This window comes from Rhodococcus sp. D-6, from assembly GCF_040256695.1.
Taxonomy (GTDB): Bacteria; Actinomycetota; Actinomycetes; order Mycobacteriales; family Mycobacteriaceae; genus Rhodococcus; species Rhodococcus pyridinivorans.
On sequence record NZ_CP132970.1, the window covers coordinates 1,780,896 to 1,798,469 of the forward strand.

The window sequence follows — 17,574 nt, forward strand, 5'->3', positions numbered from 1 at the left end:
GATAGGCGACGATCGGAGGATGGACCGCGTCACTCGACTCTCGCTCGCCCTGGACCGTCAGGACGGGCGGTGCCTGTGGTGTGGACGGGAGTTCGGGCGGCTGATCACCCCGACCACCGATCATCTGGTGCCGCGCCTGAAGGGCGGGCCGAGCATCACCGCCAACGAGGTCGCCGCGTGCCGACGCTGCAACGCCGACCGCGGACACATCGCGCCGGTCGAATGGCTCGACCGGTGCCGGCAGCGCGAGGGCTGGTCACCCGACGAGGAGCTGCTGTCACGACTGCTCGAGAAGCTCGCCGACGAACTCGTCCGGGTCGGTGGTCATCGCCGTGCCCGGGATTATCTGTCCGCGCAGTTGCGGCGGTTGCGGCGAGCGTCATAATGCACGGGAGGCGAGATTAATACGTCACTGTGACGTTTCTGGGTTTATCGTCCGAGGCGGAGGAGGGGAGTCCGCACCCTCGACCCGGCGGGACGCGACCCACAGACAGGTCAGGACGAGCACGGCGACCCCGACGGCCACCGCGGACGCGACAGGCGAGCAGATCCCGCTCGCCGCCAGGAACGTCCACCGTCCACCCGAGTTCCTCGCACACCGCCGCAACGAAATACGCACCGACGACCGCCACGAGGGAGACCGAGATGCCGGACGGACCGGTACCGGCGACCACGATAGATGCGACCAGCACCAGCGCAGCTGATACAAACAGTGCGACGATCAGCCACAGCGCGCGCGGCAGCGTGCACATGCGCCGCCGGGCCGACTCGCGCCCGCCGCCGGCGGCGAGGGCCGCAAGTGCCGGGCAGACGAACATCAACGCACTGACCGGCAGACGCGCACCGGTGATGTCGAATTCACCGTCGGTGAGTGCACCCCAGAGATAGAACGGGACGGTGGTGATCGCGAAGACCACCCAGGAACGCAGGAGCCGTGGTTGCGTCACGGTCGACCTTCCCGGATCGCGTTGTCACTGCCGCGCCGATGATATCGACGCAGATAGGTGTCCACAGCGGGACCCGCTAGACCACGTGAAAACGTCACTGTGACGTTTTCACGACGGCTGGGCGGACAGGCAGGGGGCGAGGGTGGCGGGCCCGGAAGGTCGTATCGGGCGTCCGAGGCAGCGAACCGACACCAGGCGGCGGACCGGGCCGGGCACGGCGAATGCGCGGCAAGCTCGAGTGCCGGGAGCGCGTCGTGCGGCGCGGTTCGCACGTCGCACGAGGCGGAGGGAACAACGCGCGCCGGACGGCACGGCGCACGACGCGATGCAGTGTGTGCGACGACGGCGCGAATCTGCGGATCAGGGGACGTCATTGGGCGGCATCGGGATTATCAGTGCCGAACCCCAGTTCACCGCCCATATCAAAATTGCCGATAATCTACATTATGTTAACTAGAGTGGAACCGGACCTCCTCCGGACAGGTGCGGCAGGGCGTCCGAGGCGTTCGGAGATCCCTGGTTCGCCCCGAATCGATGCGATGGGCCCCACCTGCCACTCGGCCTCTGGCTCGAGTCCGGCTCACCTCCGGACTGCGACCGGCCTGCCGGCGCCCGTGCCGGATCGAGCCGCCGATCCGCTCGACGCGCGTTCGGCTGCTCATGCATCGGGTGCCATGCCGCAGCGACGCGCACACTGCACCGACCCACGGTTCACCGATGCGGCGTTGCGGCAGCACCGTGTGGTCGTCTCGCGTGCGCGTTGCGCGCCGCAGATCGCGCGGACGATGCGCATGTTGGTGGCGCGGGATCATCCCGTCCCCCGGGGTGCTGCGACCACCGATCGCCCCTTCTCGCCTCTTCCACATTTGATGGATAATCACCGTTATCCATGAATCGTGTTGGCTGCCAACGAATTTCACGCACACAGAGGTGAACGGTTCCATTGTGCCCCGCGCATGTCCCCTGCACAGCCGATCCGGTCCCGATCTCCTCGAACCTCGAGGGCGAGCCCGATCTCCGCACCGCATCCCACCGACACCAGCGCATGCCTTCCACCCCACTATGTGCCTGGGTCGGCACGATTCAGGGCCCCTTCTCCCCTGTCCGCCCGTCTCGTCAGCCGTGATGACGCCGGTACGCGGCCACCGCTCCCGGATGCAGCGGGACATCGGCCGTGACGATCAGCGACTGCCGGTCGAGGAACTGACTGCCGGTGGCCTGGGCCGGCACGAGTTCGGAGGCATGGTCGACGAGCAGATCCACCAGTGCGGCGGCGGCCTCGTTCGACACCGATGCCCCGGCGAGCAGCAGGTTGCCCAACCCGATAGTGGCGACGGCGTCCGGCTGCCCGTAGGTGCCGGGCTGGATGAGCACCGGTTCGTATCGCGGACCGAATCGGGCCCGCAGCGGTTCGAGGAGCACGGACAGATCGATCAGCCGCAACGGCACGCCCAGGTTCGCGAACGACGGGGTAGGAACACCACCCGCCCACAGCACCGCGTCGATCTCGCCGTCCACCAGCGCGCGACCGGCGTCGGCCATCGACAGGTGCACCCGGGTGACGGCTCCCGGCTCGGCGAGCCCGGCGACGGCGAGGATGCGTTCGCCGGTGAATTCGGCACCCGATCCGGGAGCGCCGAGGCTGATCCGTGCGCCCCGCAACTGGGCGATCTTCCGGATCGGTGAGTCCGCACGCACGGCCAACTGCATGTAGTTCTCGTAGACCCGTCCGATCGCCGTGAACCGCGCGCCCTCGTCGTGGGCACGCACCGCGACATCGGTGAGGGTCAACGCCAGCTCCGCATTCCCCGCCGTCAGCGCGGCGAGATTGGTGACCGACCCCGGGGTGTGTTCCGGCACTATCGCGATGGGCAGGCCCGCCCGGTCGGCGGCGGCCGCGGTGAGTTCGGCGAACTCCCAGAAGAACCCACCCTCCTCCCCTGCCGCCAGGATCAGTTCCTCACGCTCTCCGGTGCGCGTGCAGCCGGCGGCGGCTCCGCCCACCGCCAGCAGCGCGACGGACCGCAGGAGATCGCGGCGGGTGATCATGATGCCTCCGCGCGGGAGTCGGCGGGCAGGGTCAGGGTGACGGCCAGTCCGTGCGGGTCGGCGGCGGCGAGGTCGAGGGTGCCGCCGCCGGTCTCGACGAGCGCGACCGCGATGGACAGCCCGAGGCCGGTGCCGGGCCCGTCGGCTCGGGACCCGCGGAAGAACCGGGAGGTGAGGGCGCCGAGCTCATTGGGTGCGACTCCGGCGCCGTCGTCCTCGACGCGGATCCGGATGGTCCCGTCGTGGTGTCGGGTGGTGATGCGGACCCCGGTGGCCGCGCGGGCGTACTTGCTCGCGTTGCTGAGCAGCACATCGAGCACCTGAGCGAGATGGTCGGCGGAGAAGCCGGCCTGCAGGCGCTGCCCGGACGGTTCGTCCACGCTGACGGTCATACCGGCCTCGGCCAGGGCCTCGGACCAGGCATCCGCGCGGTCGGCGACGACGGCGCCGACATCGCACCCGTCGTGCCCGTCCGTCTCGGTGATATCGGTAGGTGATTCGGCGGTGGCGAGGGCGAGCAGGCCGTCGAGGATGCCGCCGAGCCGGTCGACTTCGACGGCCGTGCGCCGATAGGTCTCCACGCCGGTGGCGCCGACGTGCGGTTCGAGGGAGTCGAGTCGGATGTGCAGGGCGGCGAGCGGGTTCCGGAGTTGGTGCGCGGTGTCGGCGATGAGCTGTCTCTGGGCGCGGGTGGACGTGCGGACCGCCTCGGACATGGTGTCGAAGGCCTGCGTGAGTTCCCGGACCTCCGGGGGGCCGTGATGCCGGACCGAGGTGGTGGTGTCCCCGGTCCGGGAGCGTGGATGCAGCGCCGGGACGCTGTCGGTGAGCGCCGCGACCCGCGCGGTGAGCGCGGTGAGCGGGCGGACCGTCCACCGTGACAGGGCGGTCGCGAGGATGGTGACGAGCACGAGCGCCGCCGCTGCGCCGGTGACGATGAGCAGCCACGAGGTGCGGATGTCGTGGCGGGCGGCGTCGGTGGACACGTCGACGACGACGGCTCCTTCGACCTGGGCGCCGGTACCCACCGGCACGGCGAGCAGTACCCGGTGCGGGGACCACGGGGTCAGCGGACCGCCGATGCCCTGTTTCTGGTTGCGCAGACCGGCGGTGATCGCCTCCGGCACACCGGGGTCGGTCGGGGTCAGGCCCGCGCTCGCGCGGGGTGCGCCGCGCGCGTCGACGATGAGCACGCCCTCGTCGTAGAGCCGGTCGTAGCGGGTGACCTCCTCGTCGAGCAGGGCGGTGCTGCCGGGGGCGCGCGTCTGGACGGCGAGGGTGGCGAAGTGGTGGGCGTCGGCTTCCCGGTTCGCTCCCAGGACGGCGGTGCGGCCGGCGCTGGTGGCGAGGGCGAGCGGGACGGCGAAGGCGACGACGGCGACGGTCGCGAAGACGAGCAGCACCGCCAGGACGCGTCGCTGCATGTCAGCCGCCCCACCGGTAGCCGTAGCCGCGGATGGTGGAGATGAGTCCGGGGCGGGCGAGTTTGGCGCGCAGCCCGGTCATGTGCACGTCGAGCGACCGGGAGATCGCCACATAGGCGTCGCCCCACACGGCGTCCATGAGTTGTTGGCGGCTGACCGCGGCGCCGGGGCGGGCGACGAGGACGGCGAGCAGGTCGAATTCCTTCGGGGTGAGGGTGACCGGTTCGCCGCCCACCTCGACTTCGCGGGCGTCGAGGTCGACGACGACGTCGCCGGCGCGGACGATGCGGGAGGACTCGGACAGCGCGCGGCGCCGTTGGGTGACGACGTCCACGCGGGCGAGCAGTTCGGCCAGGCGGGCCGGTTTGACGAGGTAGTCGTCGGCGCCGCCGCGCAGGCCGCGTACCACCGAGCGTTCGTCGCCGCGCGCGGTGAGGATCACGACGGGGACGTCGTTGACGGCCCGCAGTTGCCGGAGCACCTGCAGGCCGTCGGCGTCGGGCAGGCCGAGGTCGAGGATGACGACGTCGAGGTCGCGGTGTCCGAGGAGCAGGTCGGCGCCGCGCCGCATGCGGATCGGCCGGTGGCCGTGGGAGGTGAGGGCTTCGACGAGGGCGTCGCCGACGCCGTCGTCGTCCTCGACCACCGCGATCTGCACGTGGGTCCCTTTCGGTCAGTGTCGCGAGGTGGCCAGGTCGGCGTGCTCGTCGGGGGTGTCGGTGTGGGTGCTCGTGCGGTCGGTGCTCGTGCGGTCCAGGGGTGAGCCGTCGGAGGTCTCCCGCATGAAGAAGTACACGACGAGCGAGACGGCGATGCAGCCGGTCACGTAGTAGAAGAATAGCGATTCGTGGCCGGCGCGCTTGAGCGCGAGTGCGACGGTTTCGACGGTGCCGCCGAAGATCGCCAGGGTCAGCGCGTAGGGCAGGCCGACGCCGAGCGCGCGGACCTTGGTGGGGAACAGTTCGGTCTTCACGATGGCGTTGACCGAGGTGTAGCCGGTGACGACGGTCAGGCCGAGCATCATCAACCCGAACGCGATCAGCGGGTTCGTGGTGCTGCCGAGGATCGTCATCAACGGGACGGTGAGCACGGTGCCGCCGACCCCGAAGAAGATGAGCAGTTTGCGGCGGCCGATGCGGTCCGACAGGGCCCCGCCGATGGGTTGCAGGACGATGAACACCAGCAGGGCGGCGAAGTTGATCCAGGCGACGGTGTCCTTGGAGATGCCGGAGGTGTTGATCATGTATTTCTGCATGTAGGTGGTGTAGGTGTAGAACGCCACGCAGCCGCCGAGGGTCAGCGCGCACACCAGTAGGCATTCGCGGGGGTACTGCAGCAGCATCCGGATGCCGCCCTGCTCGGGCGTGCTCTCCGGCCGGTCGGTGGCGCTCTTGGCCGCGACTTCCTCGGTGAACGCTTCGGATTCGTCCATGGTGCGGCGCAGCCACATCACGGCGACGGCGGCGACGGCGCCGATGACGAACGGGATGCGCCAGCCCCACGCCTGCATGGCCTCGGCGGAGAGGGTGAGCTGCAGGACGATCTGGACGCCGAGGGCGATGAGCTGTCCGGCGACGAGGGTGACGTACTGGAAGCTCGAGTAGAACCCGCGGCGTCCGGGTGAGGCGACCTCGGCGAGATAGGTGGCGCTGGTGGCGTATTCACCACCGACGGACAGTCCCTGCATCATGCGGGCGAGGACGAGAAGAAGGGGTGCGGCGAGTCCGATGGTCGCGTAGTCCGGGGTGACGGCGATGATGAGGGAGCCGACGGCCATGACGGTGACCGACAGGGTCAGCGCCGAGCGCCGTCCGCGCCGGTCGGCGTAGCGGCCCATGATCCAGCCGCCGATCGGTCGCATGAGGAATCCCACGGCGAAGATCGCTGCGGTGGACAGCAGTTGGGCGGTGGGGTCGCCTTCGGGGAAGAATTCCTTCGCGAAGTAGACGCTGAACGCGGCGTAGACGTACCAGTCGTACCACTCGATCAGGTTGCCGACCGAGCCTTTCAACACGTTGCCGATGACTCGGCGTTCGCCCGTCGAGGTGGTGCTCACCCGGGACTCCTTTCGCTGCGTGGATCTGTGCGCTCCCCACAGTGGTTCGGGTCACAGTGGTTGCGGAAGGGTCTGTGGCGGTTCCTAACACTCCCTTAGGAATGTGGTCGGGACGGGTGGGATCGGCGTGGCGCGCGGGGTGCCGCTCCCCCGCTGTGCCGGTCGGAGGTTCTACGGTGGTCGACGTGACGATCCCCGCATCGAGTTATCTGTTCCAGGCCCGGACGTTCGTGAGCGGTTCCCGTAAGTGGCGGTTCGAGGCGGCGTTGGCGACGGCGCGGGTCTGCGAGCGGTTCGAGCGGCCGTACCCGAAGTCGGTGCGGACGCTGGCGCACACCGCGTACGACATGTTGCGGATGGATGCGCCGGAGGTCGCTGCCGAGTTCGGGCCGCCGTCGTTCTGACCCCGGGCGCTCACGCGACCCGGGTGCCCGGTGTCTTCGGTGGCCGGTACTGTGCAGCACAACTCGATCACGATGTCTGCGGGGCGAGGAGGGGGCCGATGAACCCTGCGATATGGCTGACACCCGGGCAGTTGGCGGACCGTTCCGGGGTGGCGGTCTCGGCGCTGCACTACTACGAGTCGCGTGGTCTGATCACCAGTCGCCGCACCTCGGGCAATCAGCGGCGTTATCGTCGCGACACGCTGCGCAAGGTGGCGTTCATCAAGGTCGCGCAGGGTGTGGGGGTGTCCCTGGAGGAGATCAAGGATGCGTTCGATTCGTTGCCGGACAGTCGTGTGCCGACGACGGAGGACTGGGCGCGACTGTCGCGGGCGTGGCACGACCGGCTGACCCGCCGCATCGAGGATCTCACCGCGTTGCGCGACAGTTTCACCGATTGCATCGGCTGCGGGTGCCTGAGTTTGGCGTCGTGTCCGCTCGCGAATCCCGGTGACGTGCTCGGGCAGCAGGGTCCGGGTCCGCGGCGGCTATCGGTGCACGACGACGATGCGCCGGTGGAGTCGGCGCCGCGCGCGGAGTCGTCCGGCTGAGGTCATGCGGTCAGGTGCGCGCGGCTTCGATCTGCTGCACGAATCGGGCGGTGGCGTCGGCGATGTTGCGGGGGTGGGAGCGCGGCGACCAGTGCCCGGCGTCGAGTGGGTGGATGCGCAGGTCGGTGACCCAGCGGGAGGTGTCCTCGTAGCCGACGGGGCGTACGGCTCGGTCGCGCAGGTTCTGGATCAGCTGGACCGGGACGTCGGTGTGCCGCTCGCGGGGTCGGGTGAGACGCGTGCGGATGTTCGCCCGGTACAGGGACAGTCCGTGCACCATGTCGTCGGCGAGGGTCGGGGCGACGGGGGCGATCGCGGCGGGGTCGGTGCGGTCGAAGAATCCGACGAAGGCCGGCCAGTGGCGGGCGAGCGGGCCGCGCAGCACCGGATTCGGCAGGCCGGGGATCTGGAAGGCGAGGGTGTAGGCGGAGGCGAGGGCCTGTTCGGCGGGGCCGAGTGGGCGTTTGTGCCGGAGGCGGCGGCGCATCCACAGGCCGAGGTGGTCGAGGTTGGGACCGGAGATCGAGGTGTAGGAGGCGATGCGCTCGCCGGCGTCGGGTTCGCATACCGCTTCCCAGCACAGCACGGCGCCCCAGTCGTGGCCGAGCAGGTGGACGGGGTCGTTCGGGGCGAGGGCGTCGATGACGGCGTGCAGGTCGGCGGCGAGGTGTTCGAGCCGGTAGTGCGCCACCTCGCGGGGGACGGTGGAGGCGCCGGCGCCGCGGTTGTCGTAGCGCAGGATGCGGAAGTCGTCGGCGAGCAGGGGTGCGACGCGGTCCCACAGGGCGTGGGTGTCGGGCCAGCCGTGGACGAGGACGAGGGTCGGTCCGTGCGGGTTGCCTTCTTCGACGACGTGGAGTCGGACGGGCCCGTTGGTGACGGTGTGGGTGGTCATGGTCGTCCTGTGGTCATGGTTGTCCTGGCGTCTCGGGGGCCGGTGGGTGGTCGCCGGTGGGCCGGGTGAACAGTGTGCGGCGGCGCAGGCTGCTGGCGATGGCGAAGAGGGATTCGGAGACGGAGGTGGGCCGGCCGTGGCGGCGCTGGACGAGATGTCCGAGGGCGGACAGCAGTCCGGCGCCGAGGGGGACGGCGAGGACGAACAGGATCCGATGTCGGAGTGGGCTGTCGCGCAGCATCGACATGGGAGGCCTCCTTCGATACCGGCCACTGTATTTGTGACCAACGGTAACACTATTTTTGTGGCGGGAACCGGTCCCGATGTTTCACCGCCGTCCTACACGGTGCATCCTCCCGAAGGCGACAAGGGACGGGACAGCGCATGAGAGTTCTCGTGATCGGTGCATCCGGCTACGTCGGCAGCCGGGTCGTCCCCGCCTTCCTCGCTATCGGCTGCCCCGTGCGCGCCGCCGCCCGGAACCCCGCGTCCCTGCGAGGCTGCTGGTGGCACGACCAGGTCGAGACCACGCGAGTGGACGTCACCGACGCGCACACTCTCCCATCCGCGCTCGACGATGTCGACGTCGTGGTCTATCTCGTGCACGGGATGCGCTCGGCGCACTTCCGGGACCTCGACCTGGCAGCGGCCCGCACCGTCCGGCACGCGGTCGATGCCTCGCAGGTGACGCGTGTCGTCTACGTCTCCGGGTTCGTCCCCGACTGTGCGCCGGACGCGCTGTCCGAGCATCTGCTCTCCCGCTGGGAGGTCGAGCAGGAACTGTCCCGCTCCCACCGGACGGTCATCACGTTGCGGGCCGGGGTGGTGCTCGGCTCCGGGTCGACGAGCTTCGAGGTGCTCGGCCAACTCGCGGGGCGCCTACCCGTCACCGTGGTACCCGACTGGATGGACTCGCGGGTCGAGCCGATCGCGGTCGTCGACCTGGTCGCCGCGGTGCTCGGGGCGGCCGTCGCCGACACCCCCACGGACTCGTTCGACGTGGGGTGCGGGCAGTCGCTGCGCTATCCCGAGTTGCTCCGCCTCTACGGGCAGATCACGGGCATGCCGCGCGCCCAGGTCACCGTCGCCGGATTGCCGGGCGCGGTGATCGGCCGGATCGGCTCGTGGCTGACGGAGGTGCCGTCGGGAACCGTGGCGGCGCTGATGGAGAGCCTGCGACACGACATGACGGCCCGCGATCGTCGGTGGATCGGCCGCCTGGTCCCGGCCGCTCATCGGCCGGTGGGGATCGTGCAGGCGCTGCAGCGCGCAGTGCTGCCCGCCGATGTGAGTGTGCCGTGCGCGCAGCGGGACCCGATGGGTGCGCTGCCCGGGGATCCGGAATGGGCGGTCGCCGCCGCGGAGGCGCGCCGATACTCCGCCGTGGGTATCCCACCGCGCCGCCGACCGCCGGTGTAGCTTCATGACATGTCACGTCCGGATCCGTCGTCCCCGAACGATTCCCGCAGGCCGCACGAGGACCGCGAACCGCACACCGCCGGGTTGGCGAGCAAACTCAACTGGCTGCGGGCGGGTGTGCTCGGCGCGAACGACGGCATCGTCTCGACCGCGGGACTGGTCGTCGGTGTCGCGGCCGCGACGGCGAACGAGTCGGCGATCCTCACCGCCGGTGCGGCCGGGCTGGCCGCGGGGGCGGTGTCGATGGCGCTGGGCGAATACGTGTCGGTGAGCGCCCAACGCGACACCGAGCGCGCGGCGCTGTACACGGAACGTCGCGAACTCGCCGCCATGCCGGAGGCCGAACTCGCCGAACTCGCCGCCCTGCTCGAGGGGAAGGGATTGTCGGCGGTCACGGCGCGTGCCGCGGCGGAGGAGTTGACGGCGCGGGACCCGCTGGCCGCGCACGCCGAAGTGGAGTTGGGGATCGACCCGACCGAACTCGCGAATCCGTGGGTGGCGGCGTTGTCGTCGGCCGTGTCGTTCACCCTGGGGGCGCTGGTGCCGCTGCTGATGGTGGTCGCGGCGCCCGACACGGTGCGTATCCCGGTGACGTTCGTGGCGGTGTTGTGTGCGCTGGCGGCGACGGGATCGATCAGTGCGTGGCTCGGCCGCGCCCGGCGGGGCCGGGCGGTGGTGCGGGTGGTGTTCGGTGGTGCGCTCGCGATGGTGGTGACCTACGGGGTCGGCCAGTTGTTCGACACCGTCGTGTAGCGGTGCGCAAGCCCGGCGTCCCCGCTCCGCGGCCCGTGCCGGTCCGCGGGGCGGGGTGTACCGAGCGGTGCGTCAGTCGACCGGGCCGAGCGCGGGAGCGGTCACGAAGCTCAGCGCGTCGTGGCCGGCGAGATGGTTGTCGATGATGCGCTCGATGGCCTGCCGCCATTCCTCCCGCACCGTCCCGGCGTCGTCGCCGGCATCGAGTCTCTGCAGGATGTTGTGCTGCGCAACGTGATAGGCCATGGGCGTGTCGATGTCGAAGGTCGGTAATGCCATGGCCCAGCACCCTACGTCCGAACCACCTGTGGCCCAAACCTCCGGTTCCGGCCGTGCACAACGGCCGGATCCGAACCCACCCCCGATCCATACCATCGGATAATCGACTATCCGATGGTATGTTCCGGGGATGGCATCGGTTGACGTCGCGCCCGGCTGGCCCGCGGTCACCTACGAACAGCACCCGTGGGTGAGCAGCGATGCCTACGGCTCGCGGCGGGAGAAACGCCTGACCACCGGCCCCTACCGCGCCGCGGTCCCCCCGCTCATCGCCCACCGGCCCCTCCCGCTCGACGGCGAACTGCAGGCCCTCACCGAGGAAGCCGCGACGGAACTGACCCGCTTCGATGTCGAGGTCGGGCATATCACCGCCCCGTTCGCCTCCATCCTGCTGCGCACCGAGAGCGCGTCGAGTTCGGAGATCGAGAACCTCTCCAGCGGGGCGCGGCAGATCGCGCTCGCCGAACTCGGCGAACACGCCTCCCGCAACGCTCGCCTGATCGTCGGCAACGTGCGGGCGATGCGCGCGGCGCTCGAGCTGTCCGATGCGATCGACGCCGCCGCGATCCTGCGGATGCACCACGCGCTGCTCGAGTACGACGATCCGACCATCGCGGGACGGTGGCGCACCCAGCAGGTGTGGATCGGCGGGGGCAGCCTGGGCCCGCACACCGCGCAGTTCGTGCCCCCGCACCACGCGCGGGTGCCCGAGCTGATCGACGATCTGGTGGCCTTCGCCCACCGGGTGGATCTGCCGGTGGTCGCGCAGATCGCGGTCGCGCACGCCCAGTTCGAGACCATCCACCCGTTCCCGGACGGCAACGGCCGGGTGGGTCGCGCGCTGATCCAGGCGATGTTGCGCGGCGGGCAGCTCACCCGCAGTGTCGCCGTGCCGGTCTCGGCGGGCCTGTTGCACAACACCGGGGAGTACTTCGATGCGCTCGGCGCCTACCGCGCCGGGGACATCGGGCCGATCGTGCACTCGATCGTCGACGCGTCGTTCGCGGCGGTCGCCAACGGCCGCACGCTCGTCGCCGATCTCGAGGCGGTACGCGAGCTGTGGCGGTCCCGGGTGACGGCGCGGCGGGATTCGGCAGTGCACCGGCTCTCGGACGTACTGCTGCGCCAGCCGGTGATCGACAACCGGTCGGCCGCCGCGGCCTTGTCGGTGACCGGCGCCAACGCGCAGATCGCCATCGATCGGCTGGTGGACGCGGGGATCCTCACGCAGATCACCGAGGGGCGCCGCAATCGCATCTGGCAGGCCAAGGATGTGGTGCGGGTGCTCGACGAGTTCGCCGCGCGCGCCAAACGCCGCCGCGACTGACCTCCTCGGTATCGATCGCCCCGGCGACGGTCGGTTCGGGGTCGATCAGCCCGGGATGTCGCGCGGGTCGTGACCGTAGGTGTTGCGTTCGCCGATCGTCCCGTCGAGGTTGTGGACAAGGTGTTCGACCTTGCGGCGGCGCGCCTCGTCGCGGCCGGCGGCGACGGCCTCCTCGCGGGTGGGATAGGTGCCGAGCAGGTCGCTCGAGCCCTCGATGCGGTTGTGCCAGGATCCGTCCTGGTGGAACGTCTCGACATCGCCTGCGGGCATGGGGTGCTCCTCTCCACGAACGGTCGGTTGTCCATCGCGTACCCGGCGCCGGTCTCCCCGAATCCGGACGCGGTCTCTGCTGTCCCGTCGGTCCCTGCTGTCACACTGGACTCGCACATCTGTACGAGCGGATCTTCACGGGAGGGGCATCGTGGTGGGCAGCGCGACCGAGCCGGGATTGTCGGACTGGATCGGGTCGTATCTGGAGACCTTGCAGACCGCGAAACGGTCTCCGCACACCATCAAGGCCTACCGGCTCGACCTGCACGCGGTGCGCGCGCATCTCGCGGCGACTGCCGCCGTGCCGCAGGACGCGTTGACGCTCGGGGACGTGACGGTACGCGGGCTGCGGTCGGCGTTCGCGGCGTTCGCCGCCGAGCGGCAGCCGGCGTCGGTGCGCCGCGCCTGGTCGGTGTGGAACAACTTCTGCAACTTCCTCGTCTCCGAAGGGGTGTCGGAAGGCAACCCGATGGCTTCGATCGCGCAGCCCAAGAAACCACAGCACACCCCGAAGGCGTTCTCCCCCACCGCGATCAACCAACTCGTCGACACCGTCACCGTGGAGGCGCAACGCCCCGCGGAGTCGGCGCGGGACTGGCCGCAACGCGATCTCGCGCTCATCGCGACCCTGCTGCTCACCGGGATCCGCTCCGACGAGTTGATCCGGCTCGATGTGGGCAGCATCCTCGGTGGCTGCCGGGCACCGGTGCTGCGGGTGCTCGGCAAGGGCGCGATCGAACGGGAGATCCCCCTCGAAGACAGCTGGACGGCGATCGTCACCGCCTATCTCGAGGAACGCTACGCCCGCTTCCCCGCCGCGCGGCGCCGCACCCGCGACCGCGACGAGTTGCCCGTGTGGGAGCGGCACGACCCGGCCGACCCGCTGTTCGTCGGCGCGGACGGCAAACGCATCACCCGCGGCACCCTGCAGTACCGGGTGCGGCGCATCTACCGCCGCGCGGGTATCGAGTCCGAACGCAAACGCGGTGCGCTCGCCCACGCGCTGCGGCACACCTTCGCGACGAGCCTGGCCGACAGCGGCGCAACGATGGTCGAGTTGCAGCAGCTGCTCGGGCACCGGTCGTTGCAGACCGTGCAGGTGTACACCTCGGCGACCAACGATGCGGTGCGGCACGCCGCCCGGCACAACCCCGTCTACGGGCTGCTCGGGTCGCTCGGCGACGGGCCGGGCTAGCTCGTCGGTTGCGCTGTGGGCGGGCGCGGCAACTGCAAGACTGGGGACAAGATCCATCCGGCAACGTGAAGGAGCATCCATGAGCGTCGAGCAGACCGAACCCCGCCGTCATCGTGTGGTCGTGATCGGATCCGGTTTCGGTGGGCTGTTCGGGACCCAGGCCCTGGCTCGTGCCGATGTGGACGTCACGCTCGTGGCGCGCACCACCCATCACTTGTTCCAGCCGTTGCTGTACCAGGTGGCCACGGGCATCCTGTCGGTCGGCGACATCGCCCCCGCGACCCGCATGGTGCTGCGCAAACAGAAGAACGCGCAGGTGCTGCTCGGGGACGTCGAGAGGATCGACCTGGAGAACCGGACGGTGACCTCCCGGTTCCTCGAGCGCTACACCACCACGCCCTTCGACAGTCTCATCGTCGCCGCCGGCGCCGGCCAGTCCTACTTCGGCAACGACCAGTTCGCCGAGTTCGCGCCGGGCATGAAGACCATCGACGACGCCCTCGAGCTGCGCGGCCGGATCCTCGGGGCGTTCGAGCAGGCCGAACTGTCCCACGATCACGACGAACGCGCCCGGTTGCTGACCTTCGTGGTGGTCGGTGCCGGTCCGACCGGGGTGGAGCTGGCCGGGCAGATCGCCGAGCTCTCACGCCGCACCCTCAAGGGCACCTTCCGCAACATCGATCCGACCGAGGCGCGGGTGGTGCTGCTCGACGGCGCCTCCGATGTGTTGCCGGTCTACGGCGGCAAACTCAGCCGCAAGGCCCGTAACACCCTCGAGCGGCTCGGGGTGGAGATCCAGCTCGGCGCGATGGTCACCGATGTCGACGCCGACGGTCTCGTCGTCAAGGAGAAGGACGGTTCGCAGCGGCGCATCGAGTCGCAGTGCAAGGTGTGGTCGGCGGGCGTGTCGGCCAGTCCGCTCGGCAAGCAGCTCGCCGAGCAGTCCGGGGCGCAGGTCGACCGGGCGGGGCGGGTGGAGGTGCTGCCGGATCTGACATTGCCGGGGCATCCGAACGTGTTCGTCATCGGCGACATGATGTCGCTGAACAAGCTGCCCGGTCTGGCGCAGGTGGCGATGCAGGGCGGCAAGTACGCGGCCCGGCAGATCATCGCCTCCCTCGACGGCGCCGACCCGACCCATCGGGAACCGTTCAAGTATTTCGACAAGGGCAGCATGGCGACCATCTCGCGGTTCAGTGCGGTCGCGAAGGTCGGCAAACTCGAGATCAGCGGGTTCCTCGGCTGGGTGGCGTGGTTGTTCATCCACCTGCTGTATCTGGTGGGGTTCTCGTCGAAGCTGTCGACGCTGTTGTCGTGGGCGCAGGCGTTCTTCTCCACCGGCCGCAACGAGATGGCCGCGACCGAGCAGCAGGTGTTCGCGCGGATCGCGCTCGAGCACATGCGCGCGGACGAACCCGACGGCGACTCGCAGAACGGCGAGAGCGCGACGAAGGACGGGGACCGCTCCGCACAGGCGCCGGCCGGGCAGGGCCGCGGCGGGACGCAGGCTGCGGGCTGACCGTCGGCGCTCCGGCCGGGCGCGGTGTCCCGGCCGGAGCCGCCCGGCTACAGGGTCAGTGCCCGATGCGGTCCGCGTTCGTGATGTTCGCCAGGCGCACCTGTCCCTGCGCGACGAGACGGTCCTGCTCGTCGACGATCTCCACCCGCCACACCTGCTGGGTGCGGCCGCGGTGGACCGGGGTGCCGGTCGCGGTGAGGACCCCTTCGCGGGTGGCGCGGAGGAAGTCGGTGTTGTTGTTGACCCCGACGACGTTGCCCTTGTCCCCCAACCAGTTGGCGCCGGCGACGCTGGCGACGGTCTCGATCACCGCGCAGTACACCCCGCCGTGCACGATGCCGTAGGGCTGGTGCTGCGTGGGGGTGATCGTCCACCGGGCTCGCGCGAGATCGGGGCCGAGTTCGACGAACTCGAGGCCGAGGGCAGTGTTGAAGCCGGTGTCGTTGACGGCGTTGATCGCCTGCACGTCGTGCTGGGCCGGGGCGGAGGTGGACTGGTCGCTCATACGGGCTTCCCTTGTTCGTGCGTGGTCTCGACCGGCCGCCGGGACAGGTGGCCGTCGAACGATGGTAAGACATGGCGGTTTTCGGCCGGCCCACCTCCGACCGTGGCAAGCGGGGTGGTCACTGCAGGGTCACCAGCAGCGCGTAGGCGACGATCGAGTGGCCGTCGGGGATCGGCCCGAACCGGTGCACGGTCCGCGGGCCCTCGTACTCGACGCCGTACCAACCCGCGTCCGCGGTCGGAATCCTCCTGGTTCGTTGGATCACCGGATGCCGTTCGGCGACCCGGGCGCGCCCGTGCGGTCGGATGCGGTACAGCATCCACAGATAGCGGTCCCACACCAGATGCCCCGTGAGCACGACGTCGCCGAGGGTGTCGAGCTGCGGTGGCAGCACGGTGGTGAAGCCGTGACCGAGATGGGCGAGCAGCTCGACCCGATCGTCGACGGTGACCTGCTCGACCCGGGCGGGCACGTGCCGCGCGAGTTCGCGGATGCAGTCGCTCGCGCCCGGTGTGATCCAGGAGGTGGTCGGTTCACACACCTGGCCGGGAGCAGGCGGGTCGGGCCACGGTTCGAGGTCTTCGATCATCCACAGGGTGGTCATCTCTCGGTGCTTCCCAGGACACGGTCGAGAAGATGCTCGACGAGGTCGAGCGGCGTCCGTGAGGTCGAGTATCCCTGCAGCATGCCCTGCGCCAGTCCCCCCGCTGCCATGACGACGAGATCGGCGCCCGCTTCCGGATCACCGGCGTCCTCGCCGGTGCGTGTCCGCCGGAGTTGGTCGGCGACGATGGTCGCCAGGGCGCGCGGCGCCGCGAAGGTGTCCTCGGCGGTGATGCCCCCGCCGGTGATCGCGGACCATCCGAACGCGCCGAGCACCGGGGTCTCCTCGCGTCGTTGCTCGTCGAGGGCAGCAGTTCCGTCAGGACCGCGCGGATCGCCTCACGGGGGGTGGCGTCGGGGCCGAGTTCGCTCCGGCGTCGTGTGAAGCGGGCACCGGCGTCGTCCATGACCGAATTGCCGTGCACGCCGGGCGCGGGGTGCTCCGGACACACGACGGCGGGCCCCACATGGATGTGAGGCCCGCCGCGGGAAGGGACCGGGAGTCACTGCAGCCCTCAGGACTCCGCTGCGGTCCGGCAGTCGGAACGGATTCGATTATAGGGAAGGCTGCCCTAATCCGGCAAGGCCTCGGACGGGATAGCCGGCGGCGACGAAGGCGTCGAGCAATGCCTGACCGCGGCGCGCGGCGGTACGGCGGGAGGCACCACCGAGCACGGGTAGCTGGGCGGCGCCGGTGACGACGGTGCGCCCGACGATCGCCCAGAAGCGGTTCCGGTCGAGCGGGACGAGGGACCGCAGCGCGAGATGGACGGCATCGAGAGCGGTCGCGGCGCGGTGCGCGGTCCACACCGCCATCGCCTGCTCGCACGGCAGCACCACCACGTCGCGTTCCCCGACGGCGCGGTCCTCGGGCAGCACCCGCAGGGTGTCGTCGGCGAGACCGGCCCAGTCGATGCAGCCGTCGCTGTCCTGGTGCAGCCACAGATTGTCCAGACCCGGATCCCAGACGCGGCCCTCGAGGGCGTAGGGGGCGAGGACGCGGCCGACCACGGCGTGGATGAGGGCGCCGGCGACCTGCTCGACGGCGATGCGCGGGTCCTCGGTGTCGAGCAGGGCACGGTCGTAGAGCGCCTCGATGCGCTGCTGGCGTTCACCGCCGCCGAGGAACCACCAGCGGCGGCGGGGTTCTTCGTCGATACAGGCCACCGCATACACGCGCGGGGCTCCCGCAGCGAGTGCGCGCAGCCGAGCGCGCGTGTCCTCGAACGGGCGGACGGGTGCCGCCGTGGGCGGCAGCAGCAGCGTCGTCATCCGACACCTCCTGATCGACGGTGAATCTTGATTAGGTAAGCCTAACCATTGCATCCGGGGGTGGTGT

General features: G+C 70.0%; 21 protein-coding genes. 8 read left to right on the top strand and 13 right to left on the bottom strand.

Annotation, left to right across the window (positions count from 1 at the left end):
* Positions 1 to 19 precede the first annotated feature (19 nt).
* A complete protein-coding gene (locus RBB84_RS08360; RefSeq protein ID WP_064255686.1) occupies positions 20 to 385 on the top strand; it encodes an HNH endonuclease in 366 nt (121 codons plus the stop codon).
* Positions 386 to 401: 16 nt separating this feature from the next.
* Here the strand turns inward: RBB84_RS08360 and RBB84_RS08365 are convergent, their stop codons facing one another.
* The 5 genes from RBB84_RS08365 to RBB84_RS08385 all read right to left on the bottom strand — a co-directional run bounded on the left by RBB84_RS08365 (position 402) and on the right by RBB84_RS08385 (position 6,476).
* The gene (locus tag RBB84_RS08365) at positions 402 to 947 is read right to left on the bottom strand and encodes a hypothetical protein (protein ID WP_156666052.1); all 546 of its coding nucleotides are present in this window, start codon (positions 945 to 947) and stop codon (positions 402 to 404) included.
* Between the two features lie 1,116 nt (positions 948 to 2,063).
* Positions 2,064 to 2,996 (bottom strand): TAXI family TRAP transporter solute-binding subunit, encoded by a 933-nt coding sequence (locus RBB84_RS08370; RefSeq protein WP_033098296.1) that lies wholly within the window; start codon positions 2,994 to 2,996, stop codon positions 2,064 to 2,066.
* Positions 2,993 to 4,420 (bottom strand): HAMP domain-containing sensor histidine kinase, encoded by a 1,428-nt coding sequence (locus RBB84_RS08375; protein ID WP_033098297.1) that lies wholly within the window; start codon positions 4,418 to 4,420, stop codon positions 2,993 to 2,995. Before RBB84_RS08375 ends, RBB84_RS08370 begins: the two co-directional genes overlap by 4 nt.
* A gap of 1 nt (position 4,421) precedes the next feature.
* Complete coding sequence (locus RBB84_RS08380) at positions 4,422 to 5,078, bottom strand: response regulator transcription factor (RefSeq protein ID WP_006552782.1); 657 nt, start codon at positions 5,076 to 5,078, stop codon at positions 4,422 to 4,424.
* 15 nt (positions 5,079 to 5,093) lie between these two features.
* Entirely contained in the window at positions 5,094 to 6,476 is a 1,383-nt protein-coding gene (locus RBB84_RS08385) for an MFS transporter (RefSeq protein WP_006552781.1), read from the bottom strand.
* Between the two features lie 185 nt (positions 6,477 to 6,661).
* Here RBB84_RS08385 and RBB84_RS08390 point away from each other — a divergent pair, with 185 nt between their 5' ends.
* Both RBB84_RS08390 and soxR read left to right on the top strand, forming a co-directional pair.
* Positions 6,662 to 6,880, top strand: a complete 219-nt coding sequence (locus tag RBB84_RS08390) for a hypothetical protein (protein WP_231912079.1) — start codon at positions 6,662 to 6,664, stop codon at positions 6,878 to 6,880.
* Between the two features lie 98 nt (positions 6,881 to 6,978).
* On the top strand, positions 6,979 to 7,470 hold the full coding sequence (gene soxR, locus RBB84_RS08395) for a redox-sensitive transcriptional activator SoxR (RefSeq protein WP_033098299.1): 492 nt from the start codon (positions 6,979 to 6,981) through the stop codon (positions 7,468 to 7,470).
* Between the two features lie 10 nt (positions 7,471 to 7,480).
* Here the strand turns inward: soxR and RBB84_RS08400 are convergent, their stop codons facing one another.
* Both RBB84_RS08400 and RBB84_RS08405 read right to left on the bottom strand, forming a co-directional pair.
* Complete coding sequence (locus tag RBB84_RS08400; protein WP_064257023.1) at positions 7,481 to 8,365, bottom strand: alpha/beta fold hydrolase; 885 nt, start codon at positions 8,363 to 8,365, stop codon at positions 7,481 to 7,483.
* Between the two features lie 13 nt (positions 8,366 to 8,378).
* The gene (locus RBB84_RS08405) at positions 8,379 to 8,612 is read right to left on the bottom strand and encodes a hypothetical protein (protein ID WP_033098301.1); all 234 of its coding nucleotides are present in this window, start codon (positions 8,610 to 8,612) and stop codon (positions 8,379 to 8,381) included.
* A 137-nt stretch (positions 8,613 to 8,749) separates the two neighbouring features.
* On the opposite strand from RBB84_RS08405, the gene RBB84_RS08410 reads away from it, so the two are divergent.
* Positions 8,750 to 9,784 (top strand): NAD(P)H-binding protein, encoded by a 1,035-nt coding sequence (locus RBB84_RS08410; protein WP_033098302.1) that lies wholly within the window; start codon positions 8,750 to 8,752, stop codon positions 9,782 to 9,784.
* Between the two features lie 9 nt (positions 9,785 to 9,793).
* Positions 9,794 to 10,537, top strand: a complete 744-nt coding sequence (locus RBB84_RS08415; RefSeq protein WP_033098303.1) for a VIT family protein — start codon at positions 9,794 to 9,796, stop codon at positions 10,535 to 10,537.
* Between the two features lie 72 nt (positions 10,538 to 10,609).
* On the opposite strand, the gene RBB84_RS08420 is transcribed toward RBB84_RS08415, so the two are convergent.
* Entirely contained in the window at positions 10,610 to 10,816 is a 207-nt protein-coding gene (locus tag RBB84_RS08420) for a hypothetical protein (protein ID WP_033098304.1), read from the bottom strand.
* 130 nt (positions 10,817 to 10,946) lie between these two features.
* On the opposite strand from RBB84_RS08420, the gene RBB84_RS08425 reads away from it, so the two are divergent.
* Positions 10,947 to 12,143 carry a Fic family protein gene (locus RBB84_RS08425; RefSeq protein ID WP_019289591.1) on the top strand — a complete coding sequence of 399 codons (1,197 nt, stop codon included), beginning with the start codon at positions 10,947 to 10,949 and terminating at the stop codon, positions 12,141 to 12,143.
* A 45-nt stretch (positions 12,144 to 12,188) separates the two neighbouring features.
* Here the strand turns inward: RBB84_RS08425 and RBB84_RS08430 are convergent, their stop codons facing one another.
* Positions 12,189 to 12,413, bottom strand: a complete 225-nt coding sequence (locus RBB84_RS08430; RefSeq protein ID WP_024101088.1) for a DUF2188 domain-containing protein — start codon at positions 12,411 to 12,413, stop codon at positions 12,189 to 12,191.
* 154 nt (positions 12,414 to 12,567) lie between these two features.
* Here RBB84_RS08430 and RBB84_RS08435 point away from each other — a divergent pair, with 154 nt between their 5' ends.
* Together RBB84_RS08435 and RBB84_RS08440 are read left to right on the top strand one after the other, a co-directional pair.
* On the top strand, positions 12,568 to 13,608 hold the full coding sequence (locus tag RBB84_RS08435; protein WP_006552771.1) for a tyrosine-type recombinase/integrase: 1,041 nt from the start codon (positions 12,568 to 12,570) through the stop codon (positions 13,606 to 13,608).
* 79 nt (positions 13,609 to 13,687) lie between these two features.
* Positions 13,688 to 15,127, top strand: coding sequence for an NAD(P)/FAD-dependent oxidoreductase (locus RBB84_RS08440; RefSeq protein WP_019289593.1), 1,440 nt, complete (start codon positions 13,688 to 13,690; stop codon positions 15,125 to 15,127).
* 55 nt (positions 15,128 to 15,182) lie between these two features.
* Here RBB84_RS08440 and RBB84_RS08445 read toward each other — a convergent pair whose 3' ends face one another.
* The 4 genes from RBB84_RS08445 to RBB84_RS08460 all read right to left on the bottom strand — a co-directional run bounded on the left by RBB84_RS08445 (position 15,183) and on the right by RBB84_RS08460 (position 17,507).
* Positions 15,183 to 15,632, bottom strand: a complete 450-nt coding sequence (locus tag RBB84_RS08445; protein ID WP_006552769.1) for a PaaI family thioesterase — start codon at positions 15,630 to 15,632, stop codon at positions 15,183 to 15,185.
* Between the two features lie 118 nt (positions 15,633 to 15,750).
* On the bottom strand, positions 15,751 to 16,236 hold the full coding sequence (locus tag RBB84_RS08450) for a hypothetical protein (protein ID WP_033098305.1): 486 nt from the start codon (positions 16,234 to 16,236) through the stop codon (positions 15,751 to 15,753).
* Positions 16,233 to 16,511 carry a hypothetical protein gene (locus RBB84_RS08455; RefSeq protein ID WP_006552767.1) on the bottom strand — a complete coding sequence of 93 codons (279 nt, stop codon included), beginning with the start codon at positions 16,509 to 16,511 and terminating at the stop codon, positions 16,233 to 16,235. Before RBB84_RS08455 ends, RBB84_RS08450 begins: the two co-directional genes overlap by 4 nt.
* A gap of 279 nt (positions 16,512 to 16,790) precedes the next feature.
* Entirely contained in the window at positions 16,791 to 17,507 is a 717-nt protein-coding gene (locus RBB84_RS08460) for a hypothetical protein (protein WP_006552766.1), read from the bottom strand.
* Positions 17,508 to 17,574: the final 67 nt, after the last annotated feature.

Excerpts from the sequence above, each read along its gene's own strand:
- RBB84_RS08360 (WP_064255686.1), top strand. The coding sequence starts at position 20 with ATGGACCGCGTCACTCGACTCTCGCTCGCCCTGGACCGTCAGGACGGG.
- RBB84_RS08370 (WP_033098296.1), bottom strand. The coding sequence starts at position 2,996 with ATGATCACCCGCCGCGATCTCCTGCGGTCCGTCGCGCTGCTGGCGGTG.
- RBB84_RS08375 (WP_033098297.1), bottom strand. The coding sequence starts at position 4,420 with ATGCAGCGACGCGTCCTGGCGGTGCTGCTCGTCTTCGCGACCGTCGCC.
- soxR (WP_033098299.1), top strand. The coding sequence starts at position 6,979 with ATGAACCCTGCGATATGGCTGACACCCGGGCAGTTGGCGGACCGTTCC.
- RBB84_RS08400 (WP_064257023.1), bottom strand. The coding sequence starts at position 8,365 with ATGACCACCCACACCGTCACCAACGGGCCCGTCCGACTCCACGTCGTC.
- RBB84_RS08405 (WP_033098301.1), bottom strand. The coding sequence starts at position 8,612 with ATGTCGATGCTGCGCGACAGCCCACTCCGACATCGGATCCTGTTCGTC.
- RBB84_RS08410 (WP_033098302.1), top strand. The coding sequence starts at position 8,750 with ATGAGAGTTCTCGTGATCGGTGCATCCGGCTACGTCGGCAGCCGGGTC.
- RBB84_RS08415 (WP_033098303.1), top strand. The coding sequence starts at position 9,794 with ATGTCACGTCCGGATCCGTCGTCCCCGAACGATTCCCGCAGGCCGCAC.
- RBB84_RS08420 (WP_033098304.1), bottom strand. The coding sequence starts at position 10,816 with ATGGCATTACCGACCTTCGACATCGACACGCCCATGGCCTATCACGTT.
- RBB84_RS08425 (WP_019289591.1), top strand. The coding sequence starts at position 10,947 with ATGGCATCGGTTGACGTCGCGCCCGGCTGGCCCGCGGTCACCTACGAA.
- RBB84_RS08430 (WP_024101088.1), bottom strand. The coding sequence starts at position 12,413 with ATGCCCGCAGGCGATGTCGAGACGTTCCACCAGGACGGATCCTGGCAC.
- RBB84_RS08440 (WP_019289593.1), top strand. The coding sequence starts at position 13,688 with ATGAGCGTCGAGCAGACCGAACCCCGCCGTCATCGTGTGGTCGTGATC.
- RBB84_RS08445 (WP_006552769.1), bottom strand. The coding sequence starts at position 15,632 with ATGAGCGACCAGTCCACCTCCGCCCCGGCCCAGCACGACGTGCAGGCG.
- RBB84_RS08450 (WP_033098305.1), bottom strand. The coding sequence starts at position 16,236 with ATGACCACCCTGTGGATGATCGAAGACCTCGAACCGTGGCCCGACCCG.
- RBB84_RS08460 (WP_006552766.1), bottom strand. The coding sequence starts at position 17,507 with ATGACGACGCTGCTGCTGCCGCCCACGGCGGCACCCGTCCGCCCGTTC.